At 64.9% G+C, this 15,614-nt stretch carries 15 protein-coding genes; 9 read left to right on the top strand and 6 right to left on the bottom strand.

The window, feature by feature from the left end; all coding sequences use genetic code 11:
* Position 1: 1 nt before the first annotated feature.
* Positions 2–493, bottom strand: a complete 492-nt coding sequence (gene secB / locus KR767_RS08755; RefSeq protein ID WP_166946327.1) for a protein-export chaperone SecB — start codon at positions 491–493, stop codon at positions 2–4.
* A 301-nt stretch (positions 494–794) separates the two neighbouring features.
* Between secB and rpmB the strand changes: the two genes are divergently transcribed.
* The gene (rpmB, locus tag KR767_RS08750) at positions 795–1,031 is read left to right on the top strand and encodes a 50S ribosomal protein L28 (protein WP_089981369.1); all 237 of its coding nucleotides are present in this window, start codon (positions 795–797) and stop codon (positions 1,029–1,031) included.
* A 12-nt stretch (positions 1,032–1,043) separates the two neighbouring features.
* The gene (rpmG, locus tag KR767_RS08745; protein WP_036109728.1) at positions 1,044–1,208 is read left to right on the top strand and encodes a 50S ribosomal protein L33; all 165 of its coding nucleotides are present in this window, start codon (positions 1,044–1,046) and stop codon (positions 1,206–1,208) included.
* Positions 1,209–1,421: 213 nt separating this feature from the next.
* Here rpmG and KR767_RS08740 read toward each other — a convergent pair whose 3' ends face one another.
* Positions 1,422–2,615 (bottom strand): DesA family fatty acid desaturase, encoded by a 1,194-nt coding sequence (locus tag KR767_RS08740; RefSeq protein ID WP_250878846.1) that lies wholly within the window; start codon positions 2,613–2,615, stop codon positions 1,422–1,424.
* A 235-nt stretch (positions 2,616–2,850) separates the two neighbouring features.
* Here KR767_RS08740 and KR767_RS08735 point away from each other — a divergent pair, with 235 nt between their 5' ends.
* From KR767_RS08735 to KR767_RS08710, 6 genes are all read left to right on the top strand, one after another.
* Positions 2,851–3,573 carry an ABC transporter ATP-binding protein gene (locus KR767_RS08735; protein ID WP_250878845.1) on the top strand — a complete coding sequence of 241 codons (723 nt, stop codon included), beginning with the start codon at positions 2,851–2,853 and terminating at the stop codon, positions 3,571–3,573.
* Positions 3,570–4,325, top strand: coding sequence for an ABC transporter permease (locus KR767_RS08730; protein ID WP_250878844.1), 756 nt, complete (start codon positions 3,570–3,572; stop codon positions 4,323–4,325). Before KR767_RS08735 ends, KR767_RS08730 begins: the two co-directional genes overlap by 4 nt.
* On the top strand, positions 4,325–5,671 hold the full coding sequence (locus KR767_RS08725) for a GldG family protein (RefSeq protein WP_250878843.1): 1,347 nt from the start codon (positions 4,325–4,327) through the stop codon (positions 5,669–5,671). The genes KR767_RS08730 and KR767_RS08725 overlap by 1 nt, the downstream gene beginning before the upstream one ends.
* Position 5,672: 1 nt before the next feature.
* A complete protein-coding gene (locus KR767_RS08720; protein WP_250878842.1) occupies positions 5,673–6,146 on the top strand; it encodes a DUF4340 domain-containing protein in 474 nt (157 codons plus the stop codon).
* Positions 6,147–6,250: 104 nt separating this feature from the next.
* A complete protein-coding gene (mutM, locus tag KR767_RS08715) occupies positions 6,251–7,063 on the top strand; it encodes a bifunctional DNA-formamidopyrimidine glycosylase/DNA-(apurinic or apyrimidinic site) lyase (RefSeq protein WP_250878841.1) in 813 nt (270 codons plus the stop codon).
* 109 nt (positions 7,064–7,172) lie between these two features.
* A complete protein-coding gene (locus KR767_RS08710; protein WP_250878840.1) occupies positions 7,173–8,414 on the top strand; it encodes a phosphatidylinositol-specific phospholipase C domain-containing protein in 1,242 nt (413 codons plus the stop codon).
* A gap of 6 nt (positions 8,415–8,420) precedes the next feature.
* Here the strand turns inward: KR767_RS08710 and KR767_RS08705 are convergent, their stop codons facing one another.
* Both KR767_RS08705 and KR767_RS08700 read right to left on the bottom strand, forming a co-directional pair.
* Positions 8,421–9,194: a hypothetical protein gene (locus KR767_RS08705; RefSeq protein WP_250878839.1), complete on the bottom strand. Its 774-nt coding sequence runs from the start codon at positions 9,192–9,194 to the stop codon at positions 8,421–8,423.
* Positions 9,191–9,844 (bottom strand): thymidine kinase, encoded by a 654-nt coding sequence (locus tag KR767_RS08700; protein ID WP_166946309.1) that lies wholly within the window; start codon positions 9,842–9,844, stop codon positions 9,191–9,193. Before KR767_RS08700 ends, KR767_RS08705 begins: the two co-directional genes overlap by 4 nt.
* Positions 9,845–9,969: 125 nt before the next feature.
* On the opposite strand from KR767_RS08700, the gene KR767_RS08695 reads away from it, so the two are divergent.
* Complete coding sequence (locus KR767_RS08695; RefSeq protein ID WP_166946307.1) at positions 9,970–11,964, top strand: UvrD-helicase domain-containing protein; 1,995 nt, start codon at positions 9,970–9,972, stop codon at positions 11,962–11,964.
* A gap of 145 nt (positions 11,965–12,109) precedes the next feature.
* On the opposite strand, the gene KR767_RS08690 is transcribed toward KR767_RS08695, so the two are convergent.
* The gene (locus tag KR767_RS08690) at positions 12,110–13,303 is read right to left on the bottom strand and encodes a class I SAM-dependent methyltransferase (protein WP_250878838.1); all 1,194 of its coding nucleotides are present in this window, start codon (positions 13,301–13,303) and stop codon (positions 12,110–12,112) included.
* A gap of 133 nt (positions 13,304–13,436) precedes the next feature.
* Complete coding sequence (locus KR767_RS08685) at positions 13,437–15,545, bottom strand: TonB-dependent receptor (protein WP_250878837.1); 2,109 nt, start codon at positions 15,543–15,545, stop codon at positions 13,437–13,439.
* Between the last annotated feature and the right edge of the window lie 69 nt (positions 15,546–15,614).

Here is a 15,614-nt window from a genome sequence, read left to right as displayed (position 1 = left end):
CTCAGCTGTTGAGCGGATGGGCCCCGGCGCCCTCGAGCTGCTGGCGCTGCTGTTCGGCGTACAGGGCGTCGAAGTTGATCGGCTGCAGCAGGAACGGCGGGAAACCACCCTCCTGGACCATCGCCGAGACCATCTGGCGGCCATACGGGAAGAGCAGGTTCGGGCAGTAGGAGCCCAGGATGCCGTCGCGGTCCAGCTCCGGGAAGCCGGCGATGCCGAAGATGCCAGCCTGGTGCACTTCGGCCAGGTAGGCGGTGCGCTCGCCCAGGGCGCAGGTGAGCGTGAGGCTGAGCACGACTTCGTACATGTCGTTGCCGAGGTCGGTGGCCTTGTGGCCGAGGTTGAGCTGGACCTGCGGCTGGGCCTCGGTCTCGCCCATTTCCTGGAAGATCTGCGGGGCGTTCGGGGCTTCGAACGAAGCGTCCTTCACGTAGATCTTCTGCAGCACGAGCTGCGGCTGGCCGGCCTGGCCGTTGGCGTTGATCTCTGCCATGGTCTTTCCTCGAATGCGTCGTTGGTGTGGATTCACGCCAGCGGCGCGAAAGGCCGGATTGTTTCATACATCGTATGACAGCGCACAGTCCGACTTGCTACAGACCGTCGGAATCTGAGAGAATGCCCGGCTTCCCTATGCCATGCCGACATGTCGGCTGGGTCCGTTACGCGATGCGGGCCTCTTCAATGGCGGAAGCGTTCCATCTCCAGCCGTCGCGTGGCGCCCCCTTCCCGGGTCGTTGCTGGGCCGTCGCCACCCTGGCCAAAGGGCGGTCCAACAGAATCTAAAGGAGGCCACCATGGCCCGTAGATGCCAAGTCACCAACAAGGGTGTGCAGACCGGTAACAACGTCTCGCACGCGAACAACAAGACCCGTCGCCGCTGGCTGCCGAACCTGCACGAGCGCCGCTTCTGGGTCGCCAGCGAAAACCGTTGGGTCAAGCTGCGCGTTTCCAACCACGCCCTGCGCACGATCGACAAGAACGGCATCGAAGCCGTGCTGGCCGACCTCCGTTCCCGCGGCGAAAAGATCTAAGGAGATCGCACCATGGCAAGCAAGCGCGATAAGCACCGCCTGATTTCCACCGCGGGCACCGGTCACTTCTACACGACCACCAAGAACAAGAAGAACACCCCGGAAAAGATGGTCTTCATGAAGTACGACCCCGTCGTCCGGAAGCACGTCGAATACAAGGAAGGCAAGATCAAGTGATCTTGCGAAAAGGCCGCCGCAAGGCGGCCTTTTTTATGGGCGCTTCCCGGATGCATGGACCGCACTGTTCTGTAGGAGCGCGCCTTGCGCGCGACCGGTTGTCGCGATAACCCGGTCGCGCGCAAGGCGCGCTCCTACATAAGCGGGTTGCGTCGATGAGCCAAAAAAAAACCCGCCGGATGGCGGGCTTTTTTCGAGCCGGGCGAAGAGCGCTTACGCGCCCACCGCCGAATAGCCCTTCAGCCGTTGCGCGAACTGCTGCAGCGAGCGGATACCGCTTTCCTCGGCCTCGACGATCCACTGCTGGAGCGCCTTCAGCGACTTCTCGGCACCGCGCTCTTCCATGAGGGCCACGAGACGGGCGCGGAACTCGCATACCGTACGCAGCGCCGGGCGATTGGCCAGGGCAGCATGCATGCGCTCGCGGGCATCGTTGTCGAGCCAGCGACCACCGTCGGCCAGGGCGCGGCGCAGGCGGCGCGGCACGGCCTTGATGGTTTCACCGGCCTGGCCGGCTTCCTCGCGCAGCGTCGGCAGGATGACGTTGCGGTAGTAGTCGGTGGTGGCCTGGAAACGCAGTGCCAGCACGCCCTTCAGCGTTTCGGCATCCGGCAGGTGTACGTTCGGGCGGATGTTGAGCGTGGGAGCCACGCGCAGCACCTTAGCCAGGCGCACGGCACGCAGGCCGCAGATCACCGCCCAGCCGATGTCGAACTCCCACTTGCGCAGTGCAAACTTCGCCGAGCTGGGGAAGGCATGGTGGTTGTTGTGCAGCTCTTCGCCGCCGATCCAGAAGCCCCACGGCGAGATGTTGGTGGCCGTGTCGGAGCTTTCGAAGTTGCGGTAGCCCCACCAGTGACCGATGCCGTTGACGAAGCCGGCGGCCCAGAACGGGATCCAGATCATCTGGATGGCCCAGATAGCCATGCCGACCACGCCGAACAGCGACAGGTTGATGATGGCCATCAGCGTCGGGCCCCAGTACGGGTGCTTGCCGAACAGGTTGTTCTCGAACCAGTCGTCCGGGGTGCCGCGGCCGTACTTCTCCATGTCGGCCTTGTTGTAGCTGGCCTCACGGTAGAGCGCCACGCCGTCGAGGAAGACCTTCTTGATGCCGAAGACCTGCGGGCTGTGCGGATCCTCCTCGGTCTCGACCTTGGCGTGGTGCTTGCGGTGGATGGCGACCCACTCCTTCACCACCATGCCGGTGGTGAGCCAGCCCCAGAAACGGAAGAAACCGTTGAGGGTCCAGTGGAAGTCGACACCGCGATGGGTGGCGCTGCGGTGGTAGTACAGCGTCACCGTGAAGATGGTGAGCTGCGTGACGACCAGCAGATAGACCAGCATCTCGCCCCAGCTTGCGCGGGTGAGGCCGTTGGCCAGGAAATCGAGCAGGGTGTCGAGCATCGGGTCGGTACCGCGCTAAGGATGAAAGAGATGTGCAGGGCCCAGTCTAGCGGGGGGTTTCCATACCCACCAGCACGGTGTTAGAAGAAATGTGAAGCCGGCGACTGTCGTTTCAACGGCCGTTTGCGCACAATCGCCGGATGATTGCCCCTCAAGCCGTTCAGAGAGATCAACACGCTGCGGCAAGATGTCCGCAAGATGCTGCGCGTAACCCGGCGTTGGGCGACGTATCCGCATGAATGCGACACCTATCCTGAATGTGTCCGGGGTCTCCCGGCGCCGTGCCGGCCGTGCGGCCGTCAGCGAGCTTTCCTTCAAGCTGAACCGGGGCGAAGTCCTGGGCCTTCTCGGCGTCAATGGCGCGGGCAAATCCACCACGCTGGCGATGCTCGCAGGCGCCCTGCGCCCTGATGAGGGCCGCATCGAACTGGACGGCCAGCGGTTCGACAACCACCCTGCCCTCGCCCGTCGCACCGTCGGCTGGCTGCCGGAAGCCGCACCATTGTGGCCGGAGCTGTCGGTGGACGAACACCTCGCCGCCTTCGCCGCGCTGCGCGGTATCGGCAGGGCCGAGGCCCGTCGTGCCGCCGATACGGTCATGGAACGTCTTCAACTGGGCGATCTGCGCCGCCGCCTTGCCGGGGTCCTGTCCCAGGGCCAGCGCCAGCGACTGGGGTTGGCCTGCGCGCTGCTGCACGAACCTCCGCTGCTGATCCTCGACGAGCCGGCCAACGCACTCGATCCCGTGCAGGTGGGCGAGTTGCGCAAGCTGATCCGCGAGCGCTCGGCGGCAGGTGGTGCCGTGATCCTTTCCACCCACGTACTGGGTGAGGTCGTGGCGGTCTGCGACCGCGTGGTCATTCTCCACGAAGGGCGCCTGCGCCACGATGCGCCGCTGGGCGACCACGCCACGCTGGAAAAGGCCTTCTTCGCCATCGCCACGGGAGCGGCCGCATGAGTCTCGCCGCGATGACCCGCCTCGAACTGCGCCGCCTTGCCGTACGCCCCCTGGCCTGGGCACTGGCCGCGCTCACCATCGCATGGCTGGCCTGGACCTTCGTGCTGGGCCTGGGCCAGTTCCTCGGGGCGCAGGTGAAGCTGGCCGCCGTGGCCGACGCCCCGGGCTTTACCGATCTGGTCGCCATTCCCCTGCTGGCCGAACTGGTGAAGCTGGCCTTCCTCGTGGTGCCGCTGATGACCATGTCCGCGCTGGCAGGCGAGCGTCGCTCCGGCACCTTGCCGTTACTGCTGTCCACGGGACTCTCGCCCTGGCGTGTCGTGCTGGGCAAATACCTCGCCGTGCTCGCCTGGCTGGCGTTATGGCTGCTCGCCACGCTCGCCATGCCGCTCGTGGTCGGCATCCAGGGCACGGCCGACTGGGGCAAGCTTGCCGCTGCCACGTTCGGTACCTCACTGACCCTCGCCACACTGGCCGCCATCGGCATCGCGTGCTCGGCCGCCACCACGTTTCCCGCCATCGCGGCCGCCGCCGCCCTGATCGTCACCCTGGCGCTATGGACGATCGATCGTGGTGCGCAGGCCGCGGGCGTGAACGGCGGTTTCCTCGAATGGCTCACGCTCGCGACGCATCTCCAGAACCTGCTGCGCGGCCTCGTGTCATCCACCGATCTCGTCTGGTTCGCGCTGGCGATCGCTCTTGCGCTCACGCTGGCCGTACGCCGGCTGGGCGCCGACAGGGAGCGCCAGTGATGCGACGCTTCGACCGCCTCTTCGTCGTGATTGCCCTTTTCATCGGTGCGGGCTGCATCGGCTTTCTCAGCACGCGCCGTCCGTGGACCGCCGACTGGACGCGCGGCGCGCGCGCCAGCCTCGCGCCGGAAAGCATCGCGGTGCTGCATACCCTCGACGGCCCGGTCGAGGTGGTGGGCTATCTATCGCCGACCGGCCCCCTGCGTGAACAGATCGCCGGGGTCATGGAGCGCTACCTGCGCGAGAAGAAGGACCTCACCCTTTCCTTCATTGACCCGGACCTCGATCCCGCCGCCTCACGTCAGCTCGGCATCAGCGGCGACGGTGCCCTGCTGGTGCGCTACAAGGGTCGCGAGCAGCGCGTGGAAAGCCCGATCAACGAGCGCAACCTGTCCAATGCCCTCGAACGACTGGCGCGTGGCGGCGAGCGCGTGATCGCCTTCGTCACCGGTGACGGTGAACGCCAGGCCGACGGCCACGCCAATGCCGACCTGGGTACCTTCATGGGCCAGGTGGAGCGACGCGGCGTGCGCGCGGTGCCGTTGAACTTCAGCCAGACGCGTGGAGTGCCCGAGCATACCGATCTGGTCGTGCTCGCGAGCCCCTCCGTCGCCCTGCCCGCCGGCAGCGTGAAGGCCCTCGTCGACTACGTGCGCGACGGAGGCAACCTGTTGTGGCTTACCGAGCCATCGAATGACGATCTCGGCACCGCGCCGCTCGCGGACGTGCTCGGCATACGCTTGCTGCCGGGCGTGCTGGTGGATGGCCAGGGCAGCACGCTGAACGTGCAGGACCCGCGCATCGTCGTACCGGGGGACTACCCGTTCCATGCGATCACGCGGGCGTTCCGCGACACCACGCTGTTTCCGCAGGCGTCGGCGCTGGCGCAGGTCTCCGCGCACGACTGGGCCGTGGTGCCCTTCCTGCGTTCGGGCGAACGCAGCTGGACGGCCTTCGGTGGCATCGACAACGACAAGCCGTCCACCATCGCCTTTCATCCGGAACATGGCGAAATGAAGGGGCCGCTGGATTTCGGTTTTGCCCTCAACCGGCTTTCACCGAATCCGACAAAGAGCGAACAGCGTGCCGTGGTGATCGGCGACGGCGACTTCCTCTCCAATACCTTCGCTGGCAACGGTGGCAACCGCGCGCTCGGCGAGCGGGTCATCGACTGGCTGCTGGGCGACGACGTACTGGTCAACCTGCCCTCGCGCGGCGCACCCGACCGGGCCATCGCCCTGTCCCAGGGCGGACTCAACGCCATCACCTTCGGCTTCCTCGTCGCGCTGCCGTTGCTCCTGCTCGGGCTGGGCACGGGCATCGCATGGCGCCGCCGGAAGCGCTGACATGAAGGCTCGGCTGGCTGCACTTTTCGTGCTGGTGATACTGGTCGGCGCCGTTGCGTGGGAATGGCACACCGACGAAACCGACGCACGCGCCCACCTGCTGACGACGCTCGATCCCGACACCATCGGCCGCATCGATGTGGCGTTGAAGGGTTACCCATCGCAGCGCTTCGAACGTCGCGCGGGGCACTGGATCGACACCTCTGGCATCCCCGCCGACGAGGGCCGGGCCGACGAACTGGCGGCGCTGGCGACGACCCCGGTGAACGCATGGAAACCGTCCGCGGACTTCGATGCGGCGAAGATCGGGCTGGCCTCTCCGGCTGCCGTGCTGGTGCTCGACGGGACACGTATCGAGTTCGGTGAGATGACGGCCCTGGGCAAGCAGCGCTATGTGCGGGTAGGCGACCGGATCGCTTTCGTGGCGGCACAAGCGCTGCCCAGAGCCCCCAGAACGCGGAACCTCCCCCTGTAGGAGCGCGCCTTGCGCGCGACCCGCCTTTCGCAAAACCCGGTCGCGCGCAAGGCGCGCTCCTACAGGTGCTTGCCTGTCGCTGACAAACACCCCATCTTTCGCCCATGCCTGAACTGCCCGAAGTCGAAACCACCCGCCGCGGCATCGCCCCGCACCTGGAAGGCCGCCGCATCCGCGACGTCGTACTGCGACGTCCCGACCTGCGCTGGCCGATCCCGGGCGAGGTCACGCAGTTTCTGCCGGGACAGGTTATCGAATCGGTAGACCGGCGCGCGAAGTACCTGTTGCTGCGCACCCAGCTGGGCACCGCCCTGCTGCACCTGGGCATGTCGGGCATGCTACGCGTGCTGCCTTCCGACACGCCGGTCAACAAGCACGACCACGTGGATATCGTGCTTGAGCGTGATCGCGTACTCCGCTTTACCGACCCGCGACGGTTCGGTGCGCTGCTGTGGCAGAAGCCGGGCGAAACGCACCAGCTTCTGGAAAACCTCGGCCCCGAACCCCTCACCGACGCGTTCGACGGCGACGTGCTCTGGCACCTGTCGCGCGGACGCAGTGCGCCGGTGAAAACCTTCCTGATGGACAACGCCATCGTGGTCGGCGTGGGCAACATCTACGCCAGCGAAGCACTGTTCGCGGCAGGCATCGATCCGCGCCGCGCAGCCGGCAAGGTCTCGCGGGAGCGCTACGCAAAGCTCGCCGACGAGGTGAAACGCATCCTGGCTTATGCCATCACGCGCGGTGGCACCACCCTGCGCGATTTCCTGTCGCCCGACGGCGCCCCCGGATACTTCTTCCAGGAGCTGTTTGCCTACGGGCGTGCCAACGAACCATGCAAGGTATGCGGCACACCGATCCGCGTGGTGACACTGGGACAGCGAGCATCTTTCTTCTGCCCGAACTGCCAGCACTGAACGAACGGCAAGCCTCCGTAGGCCGACACCGCTGCGCGGCGAAGCCCTACATCGCGTAGTCCTGACCCTCATCTATTCTTTCCGGCACCCACCCGAAGCATGGATGCTTATGAAGAAGTTGATGCTGTCAACGCTGGCACTGCTCGCCTGTAGCAGCGCACGCGCGGATATTCCTTACGCCGACAACCCGAACCAGCCGTTTAATGAGTACACGTGGATATCGACGCATAATGCGTTCGCTACCACGATCCTCCCCAGCCAGACGCTTTCCATCAGGGAACAGCTCGACTCCGGCGTCCGCAGCCTGATGCTGGACCTTCATTATTCCGCAGGTGCGGTGCGGCTTTGCCACGGCAGTTGCATCGGTACCGAGCCGACGTTCTCGGCACTGCTCAATGGCACGATCCTCCCCTTTCTCTCGCGCCAGCCGGACGCCATCGTCACGCTCCACCTGGAGGACTACGTAAACCGGACTGAACTGGCCCATGCCTTTTCCAGTGTGACGGGACTGGCACCGCAGGTCTTCAACCCCAATCGCTGGGCTACCGCCCAATGGCCCACGTATCAGCAGATGGTCGACAGCGGCCAACGACTGCTCGTCTTCTCGCAAACGCTGGCCAACAGCGGCGACATGGATACCGCCAGCGGACCGTTGCACGTGATGTACGACAGCGACTACACGGTGGAAAACTACTGGAGCATCGGCGACACCATCTTCACGCATGACCATTCGTGCCGGTCGCGATGGAACTCGGTACCGCTCGACACGGCACAGGTGTGGAACCGCACCTGGTCACGCCTGTTCGTGATGAACCATTTCCACACCTCGCCTTTCGGCGACCATGCGCCCACCGACAACAACTACAACGTGCTGCGCAACCGGATCGACAACGAATGCCACGCGGCGGCGCGACGCAAACCGAACTTCGTGGCCGTGGATTTCTTCCACAACGGCCAACTCGGCAGTGTGGCCGGCTCGCTGAACATGGGAACGATCGAACTGTTCGATGGTGTCAGCGGCACAGGTAATCGTCTTTGCGCCATCCCGGCCAGGGCCAGCCACTCGGAGTCCTTCGCTTCGGACAAGGGACATCGCTGCCCACCGCGCAAGGCCCGTTCGGCCGTGCTCCGCGACATACCCAAGGGCACCACGTTCCGGCTGATCGGCGGCAACGATGCATGGAACAGCCCTGCCATGCGTGTATCGGCGGCCGAGGATCTGTACGGCAAGTCGGCCGTACTGCATAACTTCGAGAACGGCCAGGAGTTCGGAGGCGTCATCGCCGACCGCCTGAACGGAGGCAGGCTGGCCGGCGAGGTGATAAGGGCGGTGGTCGAAACCTCGCCCTGAGGCGCTTTAATCCGGCCAGCGCATCGCTGCGTGCGAATTGTTGAACCGGGGGTCGCTCTCGTCACCGGACAGGGCGACCTTCAGCCCACCGCGCACGCCCGTGACATCGATCAGCTGGCCTTCCTCGAAACGCGAACCCAGGGCGGCCAGCTCCACGAAGTTTTCCGTGAGCACGCCGACGCTATCGATGTCGCGATCGGGCACGTTGGTGACGCTGACATCCGGACGACCGAACTTGCGCATGCCACGCGTGCGGATCCACGAGCGGCCCTTGGTTTCCTCGGGGCTGCACAGGATCAGCACATGGTGGCGCGGCGGCGCGCCGCCGGGTACGAGATAGTGCTCACGCCAGTCCTTCGCATCGAACAAGGTGAGAATCTGCGGGTCGACCACGACCTTGCCGCCGACATCGGTCAGTGCGGCGACGACGCCCAGCGTGTCACGCAGGTAATCGAGGCTCTCGCGATCGGGGAATCGCCCGCGAATCACCATGACGTGGGGTGCCGCCCTGGCGGCCCTGTAGCCTTCGGGGTTGTCCTCGTTCAGCAGGTCACCCAGCGCACCAGCCAGAGGATAGCCCTCCCAGCGTGCCAGCACCGTATTCTGCATGCGCTGCATCTCGATGCCTTCGGGCAGGCCGGGGCTGCCGTACTTCGACGACGGAATCACCACGTCCTCGGCGAACGATCCGAAAACGAAGTACAGCAGTACAGCCTGCTCGTCGCTGGGCTGCCAGTAGGGGCGCGGCCATTCGGCGGCGGGGGTCGTCGTCTCGGTCACGCGGGATTTCCTTCGTTGGTGTCGTTTTCGCCGAGGGGCAGTACGGACTGCTGGAGCTCGATCCGGCCATCGCCGGCCGTGATGCTCTTGAACTCGGCACGGCTCACGGAGACATAGCGGTCGTTGCCGCCGATCTCAACCTGGGGCCCCTGGGTCACGGCACGCCCGTGTTCATCCACGCGAACCACCATGGTCGCCTTGCGCCCTGAGTGACAGATCGTCTTGATCTCTTCCAGGTTGTCGGCCCAGGCCAGCAGGTAGCGGCTGCCTTCGAAGAGCTCGCCCCGGAAGTCGGTGCGCAGGCCATAGGCCAGGACCGGGATGTTCAGGTTGTCCACCACGTCGGACAGCTGCCAGACCTGGGCCTTGCTCAGGAACTGGGCCTCGTCCACCAGGACGCAGTGCAGGGGACCCCGGGCGGCGATATCCGCCTCCACGGCCGCCAGCAGGTCGTCCTCGGCGCCGAAGCGCACGCCGCGGGCCTGGAGGCCGATCCGGGAAGCCACCACGCCCTCGCCATAGCGGTCGTCCAGCGCGGGCGTGAGAATCAGCGTCCGCATGCCGCGCTCGTGGTAGTTGTGGGCGCTCTGCAGCAGGGTCGTGGTCTTTCCGGCGTTCATTGCCGAGTAGTAGAAATACAGCTTTGCCATGCGGGCCCGGTCCGTTCGTGACCGGACATGGTACCCAAACCCGCCCCCGCCGGCTCCGCCCCGCCCCCGGTCCGCCACCTGCTACCATCCGGGGCCTCGTCCGCCAGTCCACCCCGGCCGATCCGATGCTCAACCCCCAACAACACGCGGCCGTCGAATACTGCGACGGTCCCCTCCTTGTGCTGGCCGGCGCCGGCTCCGGCAAGACCCGTGTCATCACGGAGAAGATCTCGCACCTGATCTCCCGGCGGCACCTGGCGGCCGAGAAGATCGCGGCGATCACCTTCACCAACAAGGCCGCGAAGGAAATGCGCGAGCGCGTGGGCCGGCTCATCTCCGACGATGCCGCCCGGGCCCTTACCGTGTGCACCTTCCACGCGCTGGGCCTGAAGTTCCTGCAGATCGAGCACGAGCGCGCGCAGCTGCGCCGCGGCTTCTCGGTGCTGGATGCCGAAGACAGCGCGAACATGATCAAGGAGCTGTCGCCCAAGGGCGTGAAGCCCGAGGTGATCACTGGCATCCGCAACCTGCTGGGCAAGGCGAAGAACTCCGGCCTCACGCCGGAAGAAGCCATGGCTGCCGCACGTACGCCGCGCGAGATCGAGGCGGCGACGATCTACGATCTTTACCAGCAGCGCCTCGCCGCCTTCAACGCGGTGGATTTCGACGACCTCATCCGCCTGCCCTTGCGTATCCTCGAAACCGATGCCGATGCGCGCGCGATCTGGCAGGAGCGCCTGCGCTACCTTCTGGTGGACGAATACCAGGATACCAACGACGCACAGTATCGCCTGCTGAAGACCATCGCAGGGCCGAAGGCGCGCTTTACCTGCGTGGGTGATGACGACCAGAGCATCTACGCCTGGCGTGGCGCCAACCCGGAAAACATCGACCAGCTGGGTCGCGACTTCCCGCAGCTGCGCGTGATCAAGCTGGAACAGAACTATCGCTGTGCCAAGCGTATCCTGCGTGCGGCAAACCATCTCATCGCGAACAATCCGCACGTTCACGAGAAGAAGCTGTGGAGCGACCACGTCGAAGGCCCGCCTATCCGGGTGATCGAGTGCAAGGATGGCGATCACGAAGCCGAGCGCATTGCCGCCATCGCGTCCACGCTGCACGAGAAGTACAAGGACAAGGGTTGCCGATGGGATGATTTCTGCATCCTGTATCGCGGCAACTTCCAGGCACGTCCGCTGGAGAAGGCGCTGCGCCTGGCCAAGGTGCCTTACCACCTGAGTGGCGCGCTGTCGTTCCTGGACCGTGCCGAGGTGAAGGACATCCTCTGCTATCTGCGCCTGCTCACGAATCCCACCGACGATGCGGCGTTTCTTCGCGTGGTGAACGTGCCCAAGCGGGAGATCGGTTCGACATCCCTGGAAAAGCTGGGCCAGATCGCGCAGACGCGCAATGCCTCGTTGCTGGATGCCGCGCGCAGCGATGCCGCGCTGAAGAACCTGGCTGCGCGCCCTGCCTCTGCACTGGCGGGTTTCTCGCGGCTGATGGACGAGCTGCGCAGTCACGCCGTGCACGAGAGTGCAGCGGATCTCGTCGCCACCGTGGTAGAGAAAACCGGCTATGGCGCGCACATTGCAGCGACAACACCGGACGATGCCCTGCGTGAGCGGCGCCTGGGCAACATTCGCGAGCTGATGGACTGGTTCCGCGCCATGGGCCGCGATGGCGGCCGCACCGGCGACATCGCGCAGCAGCTGGCCTTGCTGAGCCATGCCGATCGCGATGATCCTGGCAATGCCTTGCGCATGATGACGCTGCATTCGGCGAAGGGCCTGGAATTCCGCTTCGTCTTCATCGTGGGTTGCGAGGATGGCACGCTGCCGCATGAGGGCGCGCTGGACGAGGGCCGGCTCGATGAGGAGCGGCGCCTGATGTATGTGGGTATCACGCGTGCGAAGGAGATGCTGACGCTTTCGTATGCGTCACGCTCCAAGAAGTACGGCGAGGTGCTGTCGAACGATCCCAGCCGGTTTCTTGAAGAGCTGCCGCAGGATGATCTGCATTGGGATGGGCAGGATCCGGAAGCGGATGCCGAGGTGAAGAAAGACACCGCGGAATCGCATATGGCGAAGATCCGGGCGATGCTGGCGGGGAATGGGTGAGCCGCGGGGCTTGGCTGTCGGCTTCGGATCAAGGTGGTCGCGCGCGAGGCGCGCTCCTACAGTTGGGGTGTCGCTTCGTTGTGGTCGCGCGCCGCCCTTGTAGGAGCGCGCCTTGCGCGCGACCGTCATCGCGAAACGCCGAGCCCTAAAGCCGCGCCCCCTGATCCGCCGCCAGCACGGCGTCCGGCAACACCGAAGGATCCACACCCCGTGCAAACAGCATCACCTGGAACCGCTCTCCCATCTGATCCGGCAGGGTGAGCTTCTTCACTTCCTGCGCCAGTCGATAACGCGCCGCCTCGTCTTCCAGCGCAAGGTAGTCATTCTCGAAGAACTCCTGCATATCGGCGGCGATAAGAAACTGCGCCTGCGGCACATACGCTGCAACACCGAAGCCGGCACTGTTACCCGCCTCGGCCAGCGCCGTGAAATCCACCGACGCCGTGAGATCCTGAAGACCCGGCAGGAAGAACGCATCGCCATGCGCGCGATGACGGTAGAACGCACGCAAAGTGCCGTCCGTGCGCTCGGGCAGGTAATACTCGCTGCGCGTATACCCATAGTCTGCAAAGATCATCGCGCCCTTGCGCAACGTCCCGGCCACCGCCTGCATCCAGTACGGCAGCTGCGGAAGGATCTCGGTACGGTAACCTGCCTCGAATTCGCGGCCGAGGTCACGCTCGACATGGCGGACCGCGCCATTGACCAGCACGTCGGCCGGGCGGTCGTTGCGATGAAACCTGCCATCGCCATCGAGCACCACGTATTCCTCGTAGACCTCGCCGTCGCGCGTGGTGAAGCGCGTGGTCGGCAGCGCATCGATCACCTCGTTGGCGAACAGCACGCCCTGCCATTCTTCTTCCAGCGGAGCGTCGAGCCATACAGCCCGCGCCGCCAGTGCCGGCGGCAGGTTGGCATGCAGGCGCTCACGCTGGCGCTCGCGCAGGTCGGCGCTGGGCTCCAGGATCATGTAACGGCGCGGGACCTTCCCAGCGACATCGAGCGCGCGCAACGCAGCTTCCGCAAAGGCACCACTGCCACCGCCGATCTCCATGAAGTCGGCATCCGGCCCCAGCGACGCCAGCACCGGCTCGAAAGCGCGCACGACGCAGCGGGCAAACAGCGTGCCCAGTTCGGGTGCGGTGACGAAGTCGCCGTCTGCGCCGAACTTGGTCTTGCCTGCGCTGTAATAGCCCAGGCCGGGGGTATAGAGGCAGCGCTCCATGAAGCGCGAGAACGGCATCGGGCCATGCGCGGCGATTTCTTCACGCAGCAGGGCGGACAGGTGTTCGGAGTGGGCGCGCTCGTCGGCGCCAGGTTCGGGGAGGCGGTCGGTCATGGGGATCAGGATAACCGATCCCATGGGGTGAGCCGAAGGCAGTCGCCAGTCCGGTCGCGCGCAAGGCGCGCTCCTACAGGGCAATCGTGTAGGAGCGCGCCTTGCGCGCGACCGTTTCGAAGCGAGGCTTCCCTTAGAAATCCTGCTGCAACGAAAGGAATACGCCACGACGCGGACCAAACTGCGGCGCGCCTACGCCGATACCCGTGCCATCACGCAGCTCATACGTACGATCCAGCGCATTCACCAGAGCCAGCTGCGCATGCGTCGCCGCCCCCTGGAAGAACTGGAAATCGCGACCGACGCTGAGGTTCAGCTGGAAATAGGCCGGCATGGTGTCGCCGTTGGGCACGATGCCATCACGGCGCAGGCCCGATCCGTAGAGGTAGTCCGCACCGATGCGCGTCGTATCGTCGAATACATAGCTGACACCGCCCGACGAGGTGAACTTCTGGTCGTGGTCGAGGTGGATGTAATGATCGGCGATATAGGCCAGGTCATCCGGCTGGAAGTTGTACTGGCTGGTGATCACGTTCTTGCCGACCGAGCGGTTGTACGCGAAGTTGAAGTACGCCGTGAGCGCACCGCCGTCGTAGTTCACCGTGAACTCGGTACCCTTCACGCGACCCTGGTCGTAGTTGAACGTGGAATACACCAGCGCCGTGCCGAACTGGCCTTCATCCTGGATGCGCGAAACGCGACGCTTGTAGCTGTCCAGGCCAAGCGTCCACTGGCTGCCGATCTTCTGCGAGATACCGATGTCGTAATAGCTGGAACGCTCGGCCAGCGGGGTATCGTTGCCGCTATCCGGCTGCGCACCCGTGGTGCCCGCGAACTTCGCGATCGTGGTGGGCGAAATCATCTCCGAGGCCGGCGGCGTGAAGTATCGCGAATAGCCGGCATGGATCGTGGTGGTATCGGTGGGCTGGTACACCACGCCCACGCGCGGGCTGAGCTGGCTTTCCACGCGGAACGCGTCGTAACGGTCACCGCGCAGGCCGTAGTTCACGGTCCACTTGTCGCCGATGCTCCACTCGTCCTGCAGGTACACCGCATAGGTACGTGCCAGTACGCGGCTCGTATCGAGGATATTGAGCGGCACGGTCGACGACTGCGCACCGGTGTCGTCTACCGGGAACACCAGCGAATTATTGCTGGACGTGGCACGCTCGAACGAGCCGTAGATGCCGTAACGCAGGGTGTGGTTGTCACCCCACGGCGTCGAGAAATCTGCCTGCAGCGTGGTCGCGCGATTGGCACGACGCACGGTGGACGCCACGCCGTTGAACATCAGGTCGCCGATGTCGTCGGGCGTGAAATCCAGACCACTGTAGCGCGCGCCAGCCGACACCTGATAAGCGGTATCACCCAGCTTTCCCTGCAGGCTCAGCACCCCGAAACGGGTCTTTTCTTGCTGGCGGTCGTTGAGCTGGGAGGAATCGAAGTTGGTGACGTCGAGATAACCGAACTGCGGGGTCTGGCCCGGGTTGTTCGGCAGTTCGAAGCGGTTGTTGGTCACGCCGAACATGAAGCTCAGGCGCGTATCGTTGTTGATCAGATACGAGACATCGCCGAAGGCCTTCACCTGGTTGGTGTGGTCATGGATCGGCTTGCGGCTGGACGTCGGGTTTTCGATGCCGACATCGTTTTCGAGGTAATTGGCGGTGAGGAACCAGCTCCAGTCACCACTGCGACCGAACAGCGTGGCGTTCGGGTTCACCGTGCCGAACTGGCCGCCGGTGATGCCCACGCTGCCGCCGACGCCATCCTGCTTCGGCGTGCGCGTGGTGATATCCACCACGGCGGCCGTACGGTCACCGTACTGGGCCGGCAGCGCACCCGTGAGCAGCTTCACGCTGTCGATGGTGCGCGCGTCGAGCGTCTGGCCGAAACCGCCGATGCTTTCGGGAATCAGCACGCCGTTGATGCGGTACTGCAGGTTGGCGTGATCGCCACGCACATGCAGCTGGCCGTAGGAATCCTGGACTACACCCGGTGCCTGCAGGATCACCTGGTTCAGCGGCGTGGAATCACCCAGCGGAAGGGCCTGGATCGTCTGCCGGTCCATCACGTACTGGCTGCTGCCGGTATCGGGCGAAAGGCTGTTGCGTGCCTCGTCGAGGCGGGCGGTCACATCGACCTCGCCCAGATTCGTAGCTTTTTGCGGAGGCGCGTCATCCGCAAAAACAGGGGCGGCGGCGAGCGCCAGGGCGATGCTGAGAGCGAGACGGGCGGGAGTCATCGGGGGCCTTTCGTAAAATGTTATAATGTTGCGATACACAGTTTCATGACGGTACCTTTCCAACCGCTT

It is taken from the genome of Luteibacter anthropi (assembly GCF_023699965.1).
Classification (GTDB): domain Bacteria; phylum Pseudomonadota; class Gammaproteobacteria; order Xanthomonadales; family Rhodanobacteraceae; genus Luteibacter; species Luteibacter anthropi.
This window is presented reverse-complemented; position numbering and strand designations above follow the sequence as displayed.

What these genes read in the sequence shown, in the direction of transcription:
- KR767_RS08685 (WP_250878837.1), bottom strand. Translation starts at nt 15,545, where the DNA reads ATGACTCCCGCCCGTCTCGCTCTCAGCATCGCCCTGGCGCTCGCCGCC.
- KR767_RS08730 (WP_250878844.1), top strand. Translation starts at nt 3,570, where the DNA reads ATGAGTCTCGCCGCGATGACCCGCCTCGAACTGCGCCGCCTTGCCGTA.
- KR767_RS08710 (WP_250878840.1), top strand. Translation starts at nt 7,173, where the DNA reads ATGAAGAAGTTGATGCTGTCAACGCTGGCACTGCTCGCCTGTAGCAGC.
- KR767_RS08740 (WP_250878846.1), bottom strand. Translation starts at nt 2,615, where the DNA reads ATGCTCGACACCCTGCTCGATTTCCTGGCCAACGGCCTCACCCGCGCA.
- KR767_RS08690 (WP_250878838.1), bottom strand. Translation starts at nt 13,303, where the DNA reads ATGACCGACCGCCTCCCCGAACCTGGCGCCGACGAGCGCGCCCACTCC.
- rpmG (WP_036109728.1), top strand. Translation starts at nt 1,044, where the DNA reads ATGGCAAGCAAGCGCGATAAGCACCGCCTGATTTCCACCGCGGGCACC.
- KR767_RS08720 (WP_250878842.1), top strand. Translation starts at nt 5,673, where the DNA reads ATGAAGGCTCGGCTGGCTGCACTTTTCGTGCTGGTGATACTGGTCGGC.
- KR767_RS08725 (WP_250878843.1), top strand. Translation starts at nt 4,325, where the DNA reads ATGCGACGCTTCGACCGCCTCTTCGTCGTGATTGCCCTTTTCATCGGT.
- KR767_RS08695 (WP_166946307.1), top strand. Translation starts at nt 9,970, where the DNA reads ATGCTCAACCCCCAACAACACGCGGCCGTCGAATACTGCGACGGTCCC.
- KR767_RS08735 (WP_250878845.1), top strand. Translation starts at nt 2,851, where the DNA reads ATGAATGCGACACCTATCCTGAATGTGTCCGGGGTCTCCCGGCGCCGT.
- mutM (WP_250878841.1), top strand. Translation starts at nt 6,251, where the DNA reads ATGCCTGAACTGCCCGAAGTCGAAACCACCCGCCGCGGCATCGCCCCG.
- rpmB (WP_089981369.1), top strand. Translation starts at nt 795, where the DNA reads ATGGCCCGTAGATGCCAAGTCACCAACAAGGGTGTGCAGACCGGTAAC.
- secB (WP_166946327.1), bottom strand. Translation starts at nt 493, where the DNA reads ATGGCAGAGATCAACGCCAACGGCCAGGCCGGCCAGCCGCAGCTCGTG.
- KR767_RS08700 (WP_166946309.1), bottom strand. Translation starts at nt 9,844, where the DNA reads ATGGCAAAGCTGTATTTCTACTACTCGGCAATGAACGCCGGAAAGACC.